At 52.6% G+C, this 18,097-nt stretch carries 15 protein-coding genes; 13 read left to right on the top strand and 2 right to left on the bottom strand.

The genetic code is table 11. The features are described from left to right. The 12 genes from DFO56_RS10915 to DFO56_RS10865 all read left to right on the top strand — a co-directional run. The coding region (locus DFO56_RS10915) for a type VI secretion system Vgr family protein (RefSeq protein ID WP_114413863.1) at positions 1-1,723 on the top strand (1,723 nt) is incomplete at its 5' end. Positions 1,724-1,784: 61 nt separating this feature from the next. Continuing rightward, positions 1,785-2,222 carry a hypothetical protein gene (locus tag DFO56_RS10910; protein ID WP_233500398.1) on the top strand — a complete coding sequence of 146 codons (438 nt, stop codon included), beginning with the start codon at positions 1,785-1,787 and terminating at the stop codon, positions 2,220-2,222. 3 nt (positions 2,223-2,225) lie between these two features. Continuing rightward, complete coding sequence (locus tag DFO56_RS10905) at positions 2,226-2,654, top strand: DcrB-related protein (RefSeq protein WP_045509739.1); 429 nt, start codon at positions 2,226-2,228, stop codon at positions 2,652-2,654. A gap of 13 nt (positions 2,655-2,667) precedes the next feature. After that, entirely contained in the window at positions 2,668-7,095 is a 4,428-nt protein-coding gene (locus DFO56_RS10900) for an RHS repeat-associated core domain-containing protein (RefSeq protein WP_045509736.1), read from the top strand. A 96-nt stretch (positions 7,096-7,191) separates the two neighbouring features. Further along, a complete protein-coding gene (locus tag DFO56_RS24605; protein ID WP_147271671.1) occupies positions 7,192-7,434 on the top strand; it encodes a hypothetical protein in 243 nt (80 codons plus the stop codon). Positions 7,435-7,952: 518 nt separating this feature from the next. Then, a complete protein-coding gene (locus DFO56_RS10895; protein WP_016495690.1) occupies positions 7,953-8,207 on the top strand; it encodes a hypothetical protein in 255 nt (84 codons plus the stop codon). A 155-nt stretch (positions 8,208-8,362) separates the two neighbouring features. Next, a complete protein-coding gene (locus DFO56_RS10890) occupies positions 8,363-9,001 on the top strand; it encodes a hypothetical protein (RefSeq protein WP_147271670.1) in 639 nt (212 codons plus the stop codon). 139 nt (positions 9,002-9,140) lie between these two features. Continuing rightward, positions 9,141-9,368: a hypothetical protein gene (locus DFO56_RS10885; RefSeq protein ID WP_045509730.1), complete on the top strand. Its 228-nt coding sequence runs from the start codon at positions 9,141-9,143 to the stop codon at positions 9,366-9,368. Positions 9,369-9,414: 46 nt separating this feature from the next. Beyond that, positions 9,415-10,131, top strand: a complete 717-nt coding sequence (locus tag DFO56_RS10880) for a hypothetical protein (RefSeq protein WP_052679805.1) — start codon at positions 9,415-9,417, stop codon at positions 10,129-10,131. A gap of 30 nt (positions 10,132-10,161) precedes the next feature. Then, the gene (locus tag DFO56_RS10875) at positions 10,162-10,680 is read left to right on the top strand and encodes a hypothetical protein (RefSeq protein ID WP_045509727.1); all 519 of its coding nucleotides are present in this window, start codon (positions 10,162-10,164) and stop codon (positions 10,678-10,680) included. Positions 10,681-10,722: 42 nt separating this feature from the next. Continuing rightward, positions 10,723-11,097 (top strand): hypothetical protein, encoded by a 375-nt coding sequence (locus DFO56_RS10870; RefSeq protein ID WP_045509723.1) that lies wholly within the window; start codon positions 10,723-10,725, stop codon positions 11,095-11,097. Continuing rightward, positions 11,087-11,395, top strand: a complete 309-nt coding sequence (locus DFO56_RS10865; protein ID WP_045509720.1) for a hypothetical protein — start codon at positions 11,087-11,089, stop codon at positions 11,393-11,395. Before DFO56_RS10870 ends, DFO56_RS10865 begins: the two co-directional genes overlap by 11 nt. Positions 11,396-11,464: 69 nt before the next feature. Here DFO56_RS10865 and fumA read toward each other — a convergent pair whose 3' ends face one another. Together fumA and DFO56_RS10855 are read right to left on the bottom strand one after the other, a co-directional pair. Then, entirely contained in the window at positions 11,465-13,114 is a 1,650-nt protein-coding gene (fumA, locus tag DFO56_RS10860; protein WP_045509718.1) for a class I fumarate hydratase FumA, read from the bottom strand. Between the two features lie 51 nt (positions 13,115-13,165). After that, positions 13,166-14,677: an anion permease gene (locus tag DFO56_RS10855; RefSeq protein WP_071925190.1), complete on the bottom strand. Its 1,512-nt coding sequence runs from the start codon at positions 14,675-14,677 to the stop codon at positions 13,166-13,168. A 636-nt stretch (positions 14,678-15,313) separates the two neighbouring features. Between DFO56_RS10855 and DFO56_RS10845 the strand changes: the two genes are divergently transcribed. Continuing rightward, the gene (locus tag DFO56_RS10845) at positions 15,314-18,094 is read left to right on the top strand and encodes a flavocytochrome c (RefSeq protein ID WP_016495696.1); all 2,781 of its coding nucleotides are present in this window, start codon (positions 15,314-15,316) and stop codon (positions 18,092-18,094) included. Positions 18,095-18,097: the final 3 nt, after the last annotated feature.

The raw sequence follows: 18,097 nt of genomic DNA, 5'->3' as shown, positions 1-18,097 counted from the left end.
GGGAAACACCTTTGCGCTGTATAACGCGCCGTTTTTCAGCGATAACGGCGAGTACCTGACCACCGAAGCGAACTACTTTTTCGAGGAAAACCGCTATGCCAGCGGCTCCGACGGCGAAACGGTGCACCGCATCGATTTCACCGTCATTCCGTCGTCGGTGGTGTTCCGCCCGGCGGCGGTGACGGCGTGGCCGAAAACCTACGGTCCGCAGACGGCAAAAGTGGTCGGCCCGCAGGGCGAAAGCATCTGGACGGATAAATATGGCCGGGTGAAGGTGAAATTCCACTGGGACCGTCTGGCGAAAGGCGATGACACCAGCTCCTGCTGGGTGCGGGTGTCGAGTGCCTGGGCGGGGCAGGGCTTCGGCGGGGTGCAAATCCCGCGCGTGGGCGACGAAGTGGTGATCGACTTTATCAATGGCGACCCGGACCGGCCGATCGTTACCGGGCGCGTCTATAACGAAGCGAGTATGCCGCCGTGGGCATTACCTGCTGCTGCCACGCAGATGGGTTTCCTCAGCCGCTCGAAAGATGGTTCGGTCGATAACGCCAACGCCCTGCGCTTTGAAGACAAGGCGGGCGAAGAGCAAGTGTGGATCCAGGCGGAACGAAACATGGATGTTCACGTCAAAAACGACGCCTCGCGCTCGATCGGCAGTAACCACAGCCACTATGTACGTAAAAATGAGCTGTACCGCGTCGAAACGAATCAGACGCAGGCCGTGAAAGGGCAAACGGAAATCCTTACCGGCAAAGGCAAGCTCGATGCGGTGGTGGAGCAGTTTATTCTGGCTTCCGGGACGCAACTGCGGCTGGTATCCGGTCACAGCGCCATTGAGCTTAATGCGAACGGCAAAATCAACCTGATTGGTAAATCCTTTAACTTCTTTGTCGAAGAAGATGGGCACATTACCACCGGCGGTAAGTTGCATCTCAATGCTCCCGGAACAAAAGCCCCGACTACCGCGCCAGGAGCTGACCATAAAGGGAATATTAACTCTGCGGTACAGGCGAAATTTTCCCCGCAGGGTAACGTGCAGCACGCGGCCCCTGTGGCAGCGGCTCCGGCGGGGGCGGCAAAACCGGTGACGAAATACAAAGCGCCGCCGCCGCTGAAGGGGGATTATGTTTTTAGTAACGAGAAGAGTAAAAGTCAATTCATGCCGTTCAGTGATGGCGTCGTGAAGAAAATAAACAGTTCCCCCAAAATGCAGAGCGATTTAAAAAAACTCATGGATGATCAGTGGAATATATCACCTAACGTTCCAGGGGGTGGAAGCTGGACCGATACGAAAAATAAAGTCATGGTATTAGATCCGGAAAGTATGGCGGATGATAATGAAGCGGTCATGACGTTAGCGCATGAAGTCGGCCATGCGACCAGCCCTTATAAAAATGACTTCAGCTCAAAAAGTAATTTTGTTAACGGCATGCTTAAAGATGAAGGGCAGGCCACGCTGAATGAAATTCAGGTCCGCCGCGAAATTTATCATAATAGCGGTATAGATATTGGCTCAATGACTGACTCATCGAATGAGATGAAATATATCCAGGCATTTAAAGATATGGACAGCGGAAAAATAACCCGCGATGAAGCCAGTAAAGCAATTGGAGAAATTTACCGCAGGGGTGAAGTTGCATCCGGTTCAACTACCAATGAAGTTTATGAAGACCATTACGGGAATATGTACGATGACTATATGCAAGGTAAGGCACCTCACTAAAATAATCGTAATGACATTCGCTTTATTCTCCTCATTTTATTCATGCGCAGAAGAAAATAATATGAAAGTACAATCATTATGGCAATTCGCGACACAGCTTAAAAACACAATCGGCCAGGATGTAGAAGAACTGGATGCAATCATTCCCGGCAGATTTGTGCGTGAAAATCCCAATATTGCGGAGAGATTAAAAGCAGAACCGTTCACGATTGACGGCGGTATTGAAATCAGAAATATGGAAGTCCGTCTTGATCTGCATAATCCGGGTAAGGTTTATATCATTTCTTACGATGTCGCGAATGCCGATATTTTGTTAGAGGACGTCAGGAAAACCTACCCGCAATTAAAGTTAATTGATGTTCCGCGCGGGCGTTCTAAAGATGAAACTTTCTCCTGGATCACACCACTTGATGAAAAGGGAAATGGCATTGGATTTGGTTTTCCTTATGCGCAACCCTCTTATTTAAAAAATATGACCCTCAGGAATTTTCAGGATTAACTTATGCAATATACCCTCCAGGAAGGTTCCTTTTCATTATTTCCTGCCGGCTGGCAGGACACCAGTATGACCATGCTTCGCGATGAAGAGAGTGGCTTATCGCTGATCGTCAGTCGCGGCCCGATCCCGGACGGCAGCGATTTTGAGAAAGAGTTTTATCGCCAGTGGGACGTGCTGCGTACGCAAATGGGCGATATCGCACAGAGCGAATTCGCGCGTATTCTCGTTGGCCGCGACAACAAAACCCGCGCGGTGGAAGTGGAAACGGTGTTTACCCGTAACGGTCAGCAAATCTGGCAAAAACAGTTTGCCGTTCAGGCGCCGGGCGCGGCGGTAGTGATGATCTTTACCCTTTCGGCACTGCGCGCCTTTACCGATGAAGATGGCGAGCGCTGGGACGCCATCAAACACAGTCTGACGCTGCACGAATAACGGAATCGGTAGCATGAGCGACAAACACGCGGCCCGTCAGGGCGATGAAATCATTCACTCGAGCGTTTTCGCCGATATCACCAGTATCGTTGCCGAAGGGGTCGCTTATGCGGCGATTGGTTCGGCGGTGGCGTTCGCGGCGGCGACTGCAGCGCCTTTATTGGGCGCCGGTGCTGCTGCCGCGAGTGTGGCGGCGATTGGTTCCAGTTGCCTGTTAAGCGGCATTGTTGGCGGCATCCTCGCTAACGTCGCCGGGATCACCGATGACATCAGTAATATGGCGAATAGCCTTGGCGACGCGCTTTTCCCGCCGTCGCCCGCGGGTAAAATCGTTACCGGCTCGGCCAACGTATTGACCAATAATAAGCTCGCAGCGCGAGCGGCCGGAACCTTAACCCCGGCGGATACACCGCCTGCCGAGCCGCAATCGCCCGCCAGTTTCGCCGATTACGCTGGCATGCTACTTGCCGGAGCAAAACATTTTGGCAGCGAAATGTGGCAGCCGACCGTCGGCTCGGCGGACGCCGGGACATCGCCGCTGGAGCAGGACAAAGTGGCCTGCAAGAAGCACTCCGGGCCGCAATATCTGGCCCAGGGGTCGAAAAGCGTGTTTATCAACGGCCAGCCAGCCGTACGCGCGAAAGACAAAACCACCTGTGAAGGCACCGTTTCCGATAATGTCTCGCCGAATGTGATCATTGGCGGCGAAACCCTGACGGTGCGCGATATCAAAAGTGGCAAATTGCCCGGTTTAGCGGTGGCGATGATCGCGTTGTCGCTTATCCGCGGACGCCCCGGCAAAATTTTAAAAAATATGCCCTGTGCGCTGGCATCCGCAGGCGGCGGTATGTTAGCGGACATGGCGGTGAATGCGATATTTGGCTCACCGCACCCGGTGCATGCCGCCACCGGTGTGAAAGTCCTTAATGACGAGCAGGAACTTGATTTCTCACTGCCGGGGCGCTTTCCGCTGCGGTTGCAGCGCAGCTATAACAGCCTGACGTCACGCGCCGGGCTGTTTGGTGCGGGCTGGTCGACCGTTTTTGATAGTTATCTGGTGCTGACGGGCGATGAAGCCTGTTGGTTTGACGAAACCGGGCGTGAATTGCGTTTCACCTTGCCGTCGGTTGATCAGGCGATGTACAGCATCAGCGAAGGGGTGATCATCCGGCGCAATGATAATGGCGATGTCGCCATTGCTGATGATGACGGCGCGGTATGGCGTTTATTCAAACCCACGCGCGCCAATCCGGCGATCCTGCGCCTTGCCTCGCTCAGTGATGAATATGGCAACGCGCTGGAAACCGGCTGGGATGAGCACGGGCGTCTGGTACGGCTTCACGATGCGCCCTGCGCGATTGATGTGACGTTCGCTTATGATGACGCGCGTTTTTCGCAGCGTGTGACGTCCGCCAGCCATTTTGATGGCGAACACCACTGGCCGCTAATGCGCTGGCATTACGACGCGCGCGGTCAACTGGCAACAGTAACCGATGCCAGCGGGATCGTGACGCGCGAGTATCGTTATAACGATGACGGCCTGATGGTCTGGCACCGCGCCGCGGGCGGGCTGGAAAGCGAATACCGCTGGGCGATGTTTGATCACTGGCGCGTCATTGAAAACCGCACCAATACCGGAGACGGCTGCCGCTTTGCCTACGATCTCGATGCCGGGTTAACTACCGTTACGCACTATGACGGCCAGACGCGCCAGCACTACTGGAATACGCAGGGGTTGATTGTTCGCTTCGTCGATGAACGCGGCGAGAACTGGCGTTTCGAATGGAACGACAACGAGCAATTAACCCGCCGTATCGATCCGCTCGGCAATGCCATGACCTTCGTTTATGACGAGATGGGCAACCGGGTCCAGGAGATTGATGCCGACGGCAATGAACGCGCCACCCAGTGGCTGGAAAATCGCGCGTTGCCAGCGGTAATAACCGAACCCGGGGGCAGTACAACACGCTTTTTTTACGACCCACATTTTGGCCTCGCGCGCACGGTGGACGCGCTGGGGCAGAGCACCGTCTGGCATCGCGACGAGTTTGGTCAGGTTATCGAAGAAGTGGATGCGGCTGGCAATAGCCGTCGCATGGAGTACAACGATGCCGGTCAGGTTATCCGCGAAACAGATTGTTCCGGGCATCTCACCCGTTATCACTACCATCCTCTCGGCTGGCTGGTTGCGGTACAGACGGCGGACGGGGAAGAAACCCGTTACCACTATGATGCCGCAGGCCGCCCGGTGCAGCTTGAGCGGGCAGAAGGCTGGCTGGAAACGCTGCGCTGGAACGAACAGGGGTTACCGACAGAACATGAAGCGGCGGATGGCAGCCGCAGCGCGTTTCGTTATGACAACACCGGACGGCTGGTGGCGACGCGTAACCATCTTGGAGAAGAGATCCGCCGCAGTTGGGATAGCCGTGGTCGCCTGGTCGCCCTGCATAACGAGAACGGGGAAGCCTACCAGTTCCGTTGGGGGGCGGATTCCCTGTTGCTGGAAGAGCAGGGGCTGGATGGTGTTGTCAGCCGCTATACCTACGATGCCTGCGGACGCACGTTGTCGCGCACGTTTGCCGCCGGGCACCCTGAGGCGATTACCCACCGTTTTAGCTGGAGCGCGGCTGGGCAGTTGCTCGCGCGATCCACACCGGAAGGCCAGACGCGCTGGCGCTGGTCTGCTGCGGGATTTCCTGAACGCATTAGCCTGCATCCCGCGCTTGATGAAAACAGCTGGAGCGCCGAAGCGGAGCAGGAGCTGAACTTCACTTTCGATGCGCTGGGACGCGTGATCGGCGAGCAGGGGGAAAACGGTACACTCGGCTGGGGCTACGATGCGCTGGGTAACCGCACCTCGCTACAGTTGCCGGATGGCCGTGAGCTGAAACAGTTCTATTACGGCAGCGGGCATTTATTGAGTATTGCGCTGGATAACCTGCCGATCAGTGATTTTGGCCGCGACACCTTGCACCGGGAAATTAGCCGCACACAAGGGCTGCTCACTGCCCGCAGTGATTACGATCGCCTTGGGCGCCTGCATCGGCGCGACGTCTTTAGCGGCAACGCGCAGCGTCCGGCACCGCGACGCTGGTCCCGCCGCTGGGATTACGATCACCGCAATAATCTGGTGCGCGAAGAGCGGGACGATAATCCGTTTAACTGGTATCGCTGGAAATACGACGATGCCGGGCGCTTGCTGACGCAGGACGGTACTCTGCCGGGGCAGGAGCAGTGGCGCTGGGATGCGGCGAGCAACCCTGTCGATACAACGGTGCAGCATGCCGTGCGTCACAACCGCGTCACGCAGTTGCATGGTATCCGCTGGCAATATGACATCCACGGTCGCACCGTGGAGAAAGATAACGGCCAGACGCGCTGGCGCTATCGCTATGATGGCGAACACCGGCTGACGGAGGTCATCAGCCAGCCGCGTGACCGTAATAAGCCGCAGGTGCAGGTCAGTTTTCGTTATGACCCGTTGGGACGACGCATCAGCAAAACACGCCGCCAGATGCGCGCTGGCCAGCCGGTCGGGCAAAGCGTTACCACGCATTTCGTCTGGGACGGTTTCAGGTTATTACAGGAAATTCACGACGATGTGCCGCTGACCTATGTTTACAGCGAGCAGGGCAGCTTCGACCCGCTGGCGCGCATCGACGGTATTACCGATCCGGACGTTTACTGGTTCCACAATCAGCCAAATGGCACGCCGGAGCGTCTCACCGACGCGGAAGGGGAGTTGCGTTGGGAAGGGCAGAATAGCGCGTGGGGTAAACTGCTGCATGAGACACCGCTGCGCGCACCTGAATATGCCCAGAACCTGCGCATGCAGGGACAGTACCTGGATCGCGAAACCGGCTTACACTACAATCTGTTCCGCTATTACGACCCCGACTGCGGGCGCTTTACCCAGCAGGACCCGATAGGGCTGGCGGGTGGGCTCAATCTTTACCAGTATGCGCCGAATGCGCAGGGATGGGTGGATCCGTGGGGGTTGAGTAATAGGAAATGCTCAAATACTAACTCTAAGCAAGGGCACACTTCTTCGGCAATACGAAATCAATCAGGTACCGCCGTAATTCATTGGCATGACAATCGCTCTACTACTAATAGATTTGGTCATTACTCAGTTGAGATTAAGCTTAATGGTACAAGTTTGCATACTCATCAAGCTGGCGCACCTGGAGAACATACAATGGTAACAACGCGTGGGTTTGAATGGCTTCCTCCTGCGGCAAAAAAAGCAGAGGTACCATTGCCTAAAGCTGATGAGGCAATTAAATATTTGGGGGGGAAACTTGAGAAAGATGGACCACTTTATGATCTTAAAACGCAAAGCTGTGTTACGCATGTCTGCGATGTTTTAAGAAGTGGTGGAGTGGATGTCCCAACTGAACCTGGGGCCCAGATGAAATATCTTTTAAAATTACTAAGATAAGAGGTGACTGTGTTTTCATTTTGCCCAATCCACTCAGTAGCTCGCGATGCTACTGTTTCAAAGAAGATACATGAGGCATTAGAGAGAAATATCATTGTGGATGATATTGTTGAGTTAACTATTGTTCAGCCTGACGAAAATATGGCAAAACAGCATGTCTTGGTTGAGCAGCAATTATTAAATGAATTAGGTGTTAATAACGTCATTGTTTTATACGATAGAGATCGTGTAAATAAAAAAATGAATGATAGGGTTGTTATTAATAAATTATCATCTCACTTATGCAATGTTTGTCCAATATGTCTTTCTCAAAAGCTGGGTTTGAAAATCTCTAAATAAAGGGAGGGGTTTTTGTTGTTTATTCCTAAATATTTTTGGATGCTTAATTTTGGTTATTCTTAAATATACATCGCAGTCATATAATAGAGGGCGGGATTGAATTCCAAGAATTAAGGTATGAAGTCTCAGTTTCTGAGTTTCCTGGTGAAACCTATGGTGCTATTCGCCTTAAAATAATTTATCGCGGTGAAGGTCAATCCTTTCAATTAAAGGACCAAGCACTAATCTGCACAATTGCTGTCCGCGACGCAATATTCAGTAAAAAAATAAACGATGGGATAATTGTATAGTGATTGACGTTCAAGAACGGGATGTGATCGCAGAGAGCGTTAGACATTCTTATCCGAAGGCATGTATTAATAGATTAACGAGGGTAGTTTAAAAAGATTACTTTGCAACTAGACTTCAGAAATTATGTGTTGTCACTTCCATTTTGTTTCGAGTGAAGAAAAGTTGATAATTAATGCGTTATTTAGCGAGTGCAGCTTTGCTGTTTTATAGAATTATCAGGAGTAGTTATGGCTGAAGTGAACGTTATTCATAAAGAAAAGGGCGATTTCTTTATTTTGCAAAGCGACGATAAATATCTTATTTGCATGATTTGGCCCTATAACAGTATGTGGGATGTGCAAAAATGTTTTATTCTCGACCATGCCGAGTTAAGTCGATATAGCGATTTTCATGAAATGGTCTCGTTAGCAAAAGATATGCGCGACAATTATGATAAATACAAACATCGTGAAGTCCCGGTTCCTGAGTTTAAAGTGCGCTAATTAGGAAGTGAATTAACTTTATGCGAAATCTTTTTACTGGCAACGTGCGTTTGTCGATCCTTTTCATTTGCTTGTTCTCTTTTTTCTCATTTGACGCTGCTGCGGTTATTGATATTAACCATTATGACACGCTCGAAACGGTCGAAAATATCACCGTGGATAAGCAGGTGCAGGCGTCGTTAAAAAATGTCTTGGGGGCAGATTACGCTGCGTTTGCAGGCAATTTCGATGTCTATGGCGAACCGCGACACACTGCGGATGGCGGGTTATTCGTGGAAGGCTGGCTGAAAGATCTCTATCTGGAAAATGCCTCCGCATTTGTTATTTATCCGGATGGTCGACTTTCTGCCGCATGGGTAGTGCCCGCGGCTTCGGTTGCACACTATAAAAGCAATACAGGTGAAAAACGCATTCCTGATGCGTTGCAACAATGGGTTAGCCGCTTTCAGGACGTGTCGTTTAACACGCCCGCGATTACTCAAACGGCTGAGACCTTCGTCGATTTTTTTGAAACCCCTAAATTTAAGATAAAAGTGGTCACGGTGTGTGGTAACGGCGCGCATTGTGACGAAGCAACGTACTACGGCGTGCGTAAAAATGATCGGGCCGAAGTCAATTTGCATGGCTTTGCGGTGCGGAAATCTTGTGAACAGTTGATCTGCCCTGTTATTACCTACACCTTTAAAAACGGCACCACCACTTATCTGCTGAGTAAAATTGATAACAGCTTAACCGTGATACAAAACAATAAAATCCTTCTCGATGAAAAAGGTATCTGGAAAGCGCATGAGTAGATTCGCATGCCTGTCACCGTACGTTCCAAAGGTGCAAGTAATAGTGCTGCAAAACAGAGATGCGTTGATGGCGTTATCGGGGGTAATTATTTCAGCCACCAGTTTTTCGCTGCTGAATTAACCGTATGAGAAAATGCGCATGGATCTGTTAACCCGTGAAGAGGGCGAAGCGTTACTGCTCAAATTCCTCAGCAGAGCGCTCAAAAATCCGTCGGATATTGAAACATTAATGACCATGGCCAGAGAGCATCCATCGACCATTCCCATGAAAGGGATTATCTACCAATACGATCGCATGGAAAAAAATACGTTATCGAAAGCGGAGCTGGACGACCTGTCGACCTTGATGTTTTTTTACGGACCTTAAGAATCAACTCATTTTTTGTGATGCTGAAAAGGAACAGACGCACGTTATGCACGCTATTCATTCAACTCTGCAGCGGCTTTATGTTGTCGTTGCGAGCTTCTTGCTCTCCTGCTGCGCCTGCGCCGCGTCGGCAACTGATTTTTCCGGTCAGTGGCACGGCAGTGAAAGTAACGAATCCACATTAACGCTGAAATTATCCCAGCAGAATAACAAGCTTACTGGATCGTATTGCTTTATCACTCAGCGCGGCAACCGCATTGATTGCCCGGATGAACAGCAGGATAACCTGCGCGGCGAGGTGAAAAATGACACCGCCATCGTTACGTTTGATTCGAGCTTTGGCGGTAAAAACGGCAAAGCCACGCTGGTTATTAATGGTGACAAGCTGGCGTGGCATCTGACGCAACCGCCTGAACACGGTGATTATTACGCCCCGGAAAATTACGCGCTGGTTAAAGAGACCGTTCACGCTGGCGCGACGACGAAAATTATCCGCACTGATAACTTTATGCTGGCGATCCGCAATAATTGCGGCGCGTTCACCACGCCTTGCGATGATCTGCTTTATACCGGCGCGCGAAACCGCGACAGCCAGCAGATTAGCCTGCACGGTAAAACGCGGCAGGATAATGAAAACCGCGTGATTGGCGCAGAATTCCGTAATGGCGATGTGCTTTATCTTGTCGATTACAACCCGCCGAAACTGGTGGTGACGCAGGCGGGTAAAACGCTTGTCAACCAGGCGGGCAGCTGGCTTAAATAGCGCTTCTTTTGACTGGCTATGGAAAGGTTAATGCGTCGAATATTCCCTGTTTTTGCGCTGCTGTTTGCTTTTTCTGCCCAGGCGGCGCAAACGCCGCTGACGGAAAACGACTTCACCGTGGAAATCAATAAACAGGCTATCACCCTGGGGCAGGACTGGGATCGCAATCTGCTGACGGTGCTCGGGAAACAAACCCGCGAGGATTTTGTCGGCGAAGTGCCATTTGGCGAGGAAAACTATAAGTATTACCGCCACATTTTTGCGGGCTTTGATATCTACAGCGCTAATATCGACTGGCAGCAACGCGGCAAAAGCGTCGACAGTTACGTCATCGGGCAGATAACGCTGCATGCCCCCACATTGCATACCGCGCGTGGCGTGGCGCCTAGCGATGCGAAACAGCGTGTGATTGAGCATTATGGTGCGGGTGAAACCGATAACAGCGATGGCGAAGAGTGGATTATGTATTCACTGGCGCACAAAAATATCGCTTTCGATGTCACCGGCGGCAAAGTGCGGGCCATTAATATCAGCACTGGAAATGACTGAAGGGCGACCTGAATTTTCAATTTTTCGCGCAGGGTGACGACGATGAAAATCGACAAACTTATTAAGAAACGCGTGATGCTGCACGATGGCGTGGAAACGCGCTTTTTTAATCAACCTGTCGAATTGATTTGTCCGCGTTGCCAGAAGCCAATTGAGCCGGATCTCTACCAGAGCGGGGATTTTGCCCGGCTACCCGAGGATATTCAGGCCGCAGTGGCGGCAAGAATCAAAGTCATTACCTTCAATCCTGAGACTTTTACCCGTTACTCCGCGCCAGAGGGCTCGCTTCTTTGTTCTGCGCATAGCTGCGAGGGCGGGCAGGGGAAAACGCTGGTTATCTTCAGTTATAAAGAGCAGCAGCCTGCCCGTTACATCGCCACACTTTATGCGCTGCTGGTGGTTAGCGATGATCAATAAAGCGTGGCGCGAAGAGTTGCAGGAACTGAAGCGCGATGGTTCTGCCTGTCAGTTTCATGACGCCGAATGGGGCGTTATTCGCCTTAAATTGCTTTACCGGGGCGAGTTTCTTTTCTTTCAGCTTAATGAACGGGCACTGATTTGTGAGGTTTCTGCGCGCTACAGCACGCTGGATAAAACGAGCCTTAAACGATGGGATGACGGCAGTGTCATTGGGGCTGACGAACGTGAAGCGCTGGCGAAGATTATTGCGCGCTATTATCGACTCTGCTGGAAAGATGATCTCCGCATCAACTAAACATGCGCTGATTTATGAACAACAAAAACCCCCGGCCGGACACTCCGCCGGGGGTTTTTCACATCTTACTTAACGCTGGTTACAGCCGGCGCACTGTTTGTTCTGGATCTGCTGGAAGAAGTCGTTACCTTTGTCATCCACCAGAATGAACGCCGGGAAGTTCTCCACTTCAATTTTCCAGATTGCTTCCATACCCAGTTCCGGGTAAGCCACGCATTCGAGGCTCTTAATGCTCTGCTGCGCCAGTACGGCAGCCGGACCGCCAATACTTCCCAGATAGAAACCGCCGTGTTTGGCACAGGCATCGGTCACTTGCTGGCTGCGGTTGCCTTTTGCCAGCATGATCATGCTCGCGCCGTGCGATTGCAGCAGATCCACGTAGGAGTCCATACGCCCTGCGGTGGTTGGGCCAAGCGAACCGGACGCATACCCTTCTGGCGTTTTTGCCGGGCCGGCGTAGTAGATCGGGTGATCTTTCACGTACTGCGGCAGCTCTTCGCCATTATCAATCAGCTCTTTCAGCTTCGCGTGAGCAATATCGCGCGCCACGATAATCGTACCGTTCAGCGAAACGCGGGTTGATACCGGGAACGCGGAAAGCTGTGCGAGGATCGCTTTCATCGGCTGGTTGAGGTCGATTTTCGCCACATCGCCTTCACCCTGCTGGCGCAGCTCTTCCGGAATATACTGCCCCGGATTGTGCTCCATCTTCTCGATCCAGATACCTTCGCGGTTGATTTTCGCTTTGATGTTACGGTCGGCGGAGCAGGAGACGCCCATGCCGATAGGGCAGGAGGCACCGTGGCGCGGCAGACGGATGACACGGATATCGTGAGCGAAATATTTACCGCCGAACTGCGCGCCAAGGCCAAGGTTCTGCGCTTCCTGCATCAGCTCTTGTTCAAGCTGGACATCGCGGAATGCCTGGCCATGCTCGTTACCTTCGGTCGGCAAGCCGTCATAGTAGCGGGTTGAGGCCAGTTTCACCGTTTTCAGCGTGGACTCCGCAGACGTACCACCAATCACAAAGGCGATATGGTATGGCGGGCAGGCTGCCGTGCCGAGGGTACGCATCTTCTCAACCAGATAGTTTTTCAGCTTCGCCGGTGTAATCAGCGCTTTGGTTTCCTGATAGAGATAGGTTTTGTTAGCTGAACCGCCGCCTTTGGCGATGCAGAGGAATTTATACTCGTCACCGTCGACGCTATAGAGATCGATCTGCGCAGGCAGGTTAGTGCCGGTGTTGACCTCTTTATACATATCCAGCGGCGCATTCTGCGAATAACGCAGGTTGTCTTCGGTGTAGGTGTTGTACACGCCACGCGCCAGCGCGGCTTCATCGCCGCCGCCGGTCCACACGCGCTGACCTTTTTTACCCATAATGATTGCCGTGCCGGTGTCCTGGCAGGTCGGCAGCACGCCTTTAGCGGCGATTTCAGAGTTACGCAGGAATTGCAGAGCAACGTATTTGTCGTTTTCGCTCGCTTGCGGGTCATGCAGAATGGCCGCCACCTGTTTCTGGTGGGAAGGGCGCAGCATAAAAGACGCGTCATGGAACGCGCGTTGTGCCAGCAGCGTCAGCGCTTCCGGCTCGACTTTCAGTACTTGCTGGCCGTCAAAGTCGGCGACGGAGACATATTCACGGCTCAGCAGATAATATTCCGTATCGTCTTTCGCCAGCGGGAACGGGTCCTGATAAACAAAGGGTTTGTTCGACATAGCTCTTTACTCCATAAAATAAAACCGCCGGGAATGCCCGGCGGTTACGAATCAGAACATCATGGTGATCCACGGATAACCAATCAACAGCAGGGCGGCCAGGAAGATAGCACCGAAGATGGTGCCCAGACGCCAGTAATCTTTGGTCGGCAGGTAGCCGCTACCGTAGTAAATCGGGCTTGGGCCAGTACCGTACGGGGTGATGATGCCCATCACGCCGAGTGAGGTACACAGAACCAGAACCACGACTTCCATATTGATGCCAGGAATTGTCGCCGCGATGGTCAGCATTGCAGGCAGCAGCGCCGTGGTGTGCGCGGTGGTGCTGGCGAACAGATAGTGCAGCAGGTAGAACGCCAGCAGCAGGGCGATGGTCGCCATCCCCGGAGAGATACCGCTCATCAGCAGGCCGCCTTCTTTACCCAACCAAGCGATAAAGCCGGTGGTGGAGAGGCCATCGGCCAGCGCAACCAGAGTGGCGAACCAGACAAAGGTGTTCCATGCCGGTTTGTTGCTGGTGATGTCGTTCCAGGTTAATACGCCGGTCCACAGCATCAGCACGACCACCAGCAGCGCGGCAAGCGCAGGCTCGATAAAGTCGGCGGCAAAGATCCACATCAGCAGCGCACAGCAGACAAACACCAGCAGCAGGATTTCATTGCGTGACATTCTGCCCAGTTTTTCCAGCTCGCGGCTGGCCCACAGCGGCACTTCGTCATTGACTTTCACTTCTGGCGGGTAGAACCAGTAAGCCAGCAGCGGCATGGTCAGAATCAACAGCACGCCCAGCGGCAGGAAGGCGATAAACCAGCTACCCCAGGAGATGTTAATGCCAACGGTGCTTTTCACCAGCGCCAGCGCCAGCAGGTTCGGTGCCAGTGCGGAAAGGAACATAGAACTGGTGATACAGGCTGCGGTAATCGCCACCCACATCAGGTAAGAACCGATGCGGCGCGCGCTTGGATCGTTCGGTTTGGAACCGTACAGCGGCGGCAGGTTGGCGATAATCGGGTAGATTGTCCCGCCGCTGCGCGCGGTGTTTGACGGGGTGAACGGTGCCAGCAGCAGGTCGGCGAAAGTAATGGCGTAACCGAGCGTCAGGCTGCGGCGGCCAAGATATTTCACCAGAATCAGCGCCAGGCGGCGACCAAACTGGGTTTTATCGTAACCGGCGGCAAACATAAACGCGCCGAAGATAAGCCACACGGTGGAGTTACCGAAACCGCTTACCGCCCATTTAAAGGACTGGCCAGCCAGCTTGAATTTCGGGTCGGCCAGTTGTTCCGGGCTGAACAGCAGCCACTGGCTACACAGCGCGATAACCACCACGCCGGTCATGCCGATAACCGCACCCGGCAGGGGTTCGAAAATCAGGCCGACAATAACGCCAACGAAGATAGCAAAGTAGTGCCAGGCAAACGGCGGTAAACCTTCCGGCACCGGGACAAACAGCAGAAGCACTGCCACGATAATCGGCAACGCCATCATTATCAGGCGGTTTTTATTTCCGGCTTTTGCACTGGCTGCGGGAGCAGACGGTGGGGTTGTTGTTTTCTCTGTCATAGTGAGCATCTACAAGTAGTTAAAAATTCGGTCATGCGCGGAAAGTGAATCTCTGATTATTTTAGTTTCAAAAGTTACTTTAATTTTTTATTGAGACTTTTCACATTCTGGCATGTGTTGTTTAACGCAAATTCAATCGCATTAAATAAAAATCTGAGCGTATTTATATATTGCTCTTCCATTGGCGAATACTATTGATTGAGATCAAGAAAACGAAACGAACGACACTTTTTTTAATAAAATGAATACCCACAGAGTATTATGTGGTTAATTTCACAAAATTACCGTAAATGTTAAAAAATGGTGCTGATAATAACTCTCATTAACGAGGTATTTTCTTTTAACCATATGATATTTGTCTATTTTATTATTTAAATAAAGCTGGAAAGGAAAAGTGTGAAGTAATCGCAATGTTACCGGTAATTAAAGTCATGTGAATACGATATTTAAAAATGATAATACGCTGGAGGTAGCTCTGTTATTAAGGTGGTTAAATAGTTTTATAACTAACGTAATTAATTTGGTAATTAAAATTCACGGTATATTAAATACACGACATCAGGATTGTAAAACAGAACGAAAAATAAATCCGTCACCGAATTCAAAGTTTTTAATTTTTAGATTTGGAGTTTAATTATGACCAGCAACGAACGCATCCTCAGCCCGTTTACCTTGCCGAATGGCGCAGAACTGAAAAACCGTTTGTTAATGGCGCCAATGACCACCTGCACAGGTTATTTTGACGGGACAGTCAGCAGTGAACTGGTGGAATATTATCGCGCCCGCGCCGGAAGTATCGGCACCATTATTGTTGAATGCTGTTTTGTCGATGATCTCGGCCTGGCATTTCCGGGCGCTATCGGTATTGATAACGACGAGAAAATTGCCGGTCTGGCAAAAATTGCCTCGGCGATTAAAGCCGAAGGTTCAAAAGCAATTTTGCAGATTTACCACGGCGGCCGCATGGTCGAACCGAAGCTGATTGGCGGTCGTGCTCCGGTTGGTCCGAGCGCTATTGCCGCTCCGCGTGATGGCGCGGCAACCCCGGTTGCGCTGACCACCGCTGAAGTGGAAGGGATGATTGGCAAATTTGGTGACGCCGTACGCCGCGCCATTCAGGCCGGGTTCGATGGTGTCGAAATTCACGGTGCCAATACCTACCTTATCCAGCAATTCTTCTCGCCAAACTCCAACCAGCGCGATGATGAGTGGGGCGGCAGCCGCGACAACCGCGCGAAGTTCCCGCTGGCCGTACTGGACATCACCCATAAAATGGCGCGTCAGTACGCCGACGACGCCTTTATTATCGGTTACCGTTTCTCGCCGGAAGAGCTGGAAGTGCCCGGCATCCGTTTTGATGACACCATGTTCCTGCTGGAAAAACTGGCGGCGCGCGGTGTTGATTACCTGCACTTTTCGCTGGGTGCGGCGCTGCGTCCTTCCATTAACGACACCAGCGATCCGACGCCACTGATTAAGAAATATTGTGCCATGCGTTCTGCAACGCTGGCGCAGGTGCCGGTGATGGGTGTTGGCGGTATCGTTAATGCCGCCGACGCTGAGCAGGGGCTGGATCACGGCTATGACCTGATTGCGGTAGGCCGTGCGTGCATCGCGTATCCGGACTGGACGGCGCGTATCGCCAACGGTGAAACCCTGGAGCTGTTCATTGATAGTACCCAGCGTGAAGCGCTGAATATCCCGGAACCGCTGTGGCGTTTCTCGCTGGTTGAAGCGATGATCCGCGACATGAGCATGGGCGCTTCGAAATTTAAGCCAGGTCTTTTTGCTGAAACGGTTCAGGACGACGCTAACGAGCTGGTTATCAATGTCAGCCTCGACACAGACCGCATCGTTGATATCGAACTCGCCTCAAGTACCGTTGATAGCGTTGAATTCACCAGCAGCTTTGAAGAGATCCGCGGCCGCATCCTGACGGCCAACAGCCCGCACGTTGACGCGATTTCAGGCGCAACCAGCCAAAGCGAAGCGGTGAAAAAAGCGGTATCAAAAGCGATGGTGAAATCCAGCAAAGCGCTGGCGGCAGAAGAGGGCAGTGACTCTCAGGAACCCAAACGCTATGACGTTGTGGTTGTCGGTAGCGGCGGCGCGGGTCTGGCGGCGGCGATTCAGGCGCACGACGAAGGTGCCAGCGTACTGATTGTCGAAAAAATGCCAACCATCGGCGGTAACACCATTAAAGCCTCTGCGGGCATGAACGCCGCGGAAACCCGCTTCCAGCGCGTAAAAGGCATTCAGGACAGCAAAGAGCTGTTCTACGCGGAAACCCTGAAAGGCGGCGGTAACAAAAACAATCCGGCGCTGCTGCGTCGCTTTGTGGAAAATGCGCCAGAAGCCATCGAATGGCTGGCTCGTCGCGGCATTATGCTTAACGACATCACCACCACTGGCGGGATGAGCATTGACCGTACGCACCGCCCGCGCGACGGATCGGCAGTCGGTGGCTACCTGATTAGCGGCCTGGTGCGTAATGTCACCAAACGCGGCATCGATGTAATGCTGGATACCTCAGTGGACGACATTCTGTTTGAGCAAGGTGAAGTGCGCGGCGTACGCCTGCTGACCGAAGAGCAGGAGAGTGTGGTGATCGAGGCGAAAAGTGTGATTGTGGCGACCGGTGGTTTCAGCGCCAACAGCGCAATGGTGGTGAAATACCGTCCGGATCTGGAAGGTTTTGTCACCACCAACCATAAAGGCGCGACCGGCGGCGGTATCGCACTGCTGGAACGTATTGGCGCGGGCACTGTGGATATGGGCGAAATTCAGATCCACCCGACCGTTGAACAGAATACCTCGTACCTGATTTCCGAATCGATTCGCGGCGGCGGTGCGATTCTCGTCAGCCAGCAGGGCAAACGCTTCTTTAACGAAATGTCGACCCGCGATAAAGTCTCGGCGGCAATCATCGCCCTGCCGGAACATTACGCTTACATCGTGTTTGATGAGCATGTCAGAGCGAAAAACAAAGCGGCAGACGAGTATATCGCGCGTGGCCTGGTTACCAGCGCCAGCTCGCCGCGTGAACTGGCGGATAAACTGGGTATCGATTACCACGCTTTCCTGGCCACGCTCGAACGCTACAACGGCTTTGTGGAAAAACAGCACGATGAGGACTTTGGTCGCACCACCGCACTGCGTGCACCGATCAATGAAGGCCCGTTCCACGCGATCCAGATTGCACCGGGTGTGCACCACACCATGGGGGGCGTGACCATCAACACTGAAACCGAAGTGTTGAACACAGAAAACCAGGTGATCGCGGGCGCTTATGCCGCCGGGGAAGTGGTTGGCGGCCTGCATGGCGGCAACCGTATCGGCGGGAACGCCGTGGCCGATATTATTATCTTCGGCTCACTGGCGGGACACCAGGCTGCAATGCGCGCCAAACGCGGCTAACCG

Origin of the sequence: Kosakonia sp. AG348, from assembly GCF_003337365.1 — a bacterium.
In the GTDB taxonomy this organism is placed as follows: domain Bacteria; phylum Pseudomonadota; class Gammaproteobacteria; order Enterobacterales; family Enterobacteriaceae; genus Kosakonia.
This window is presented reverse-complemented; position numbering and strand designations above follow the sequence as displayed.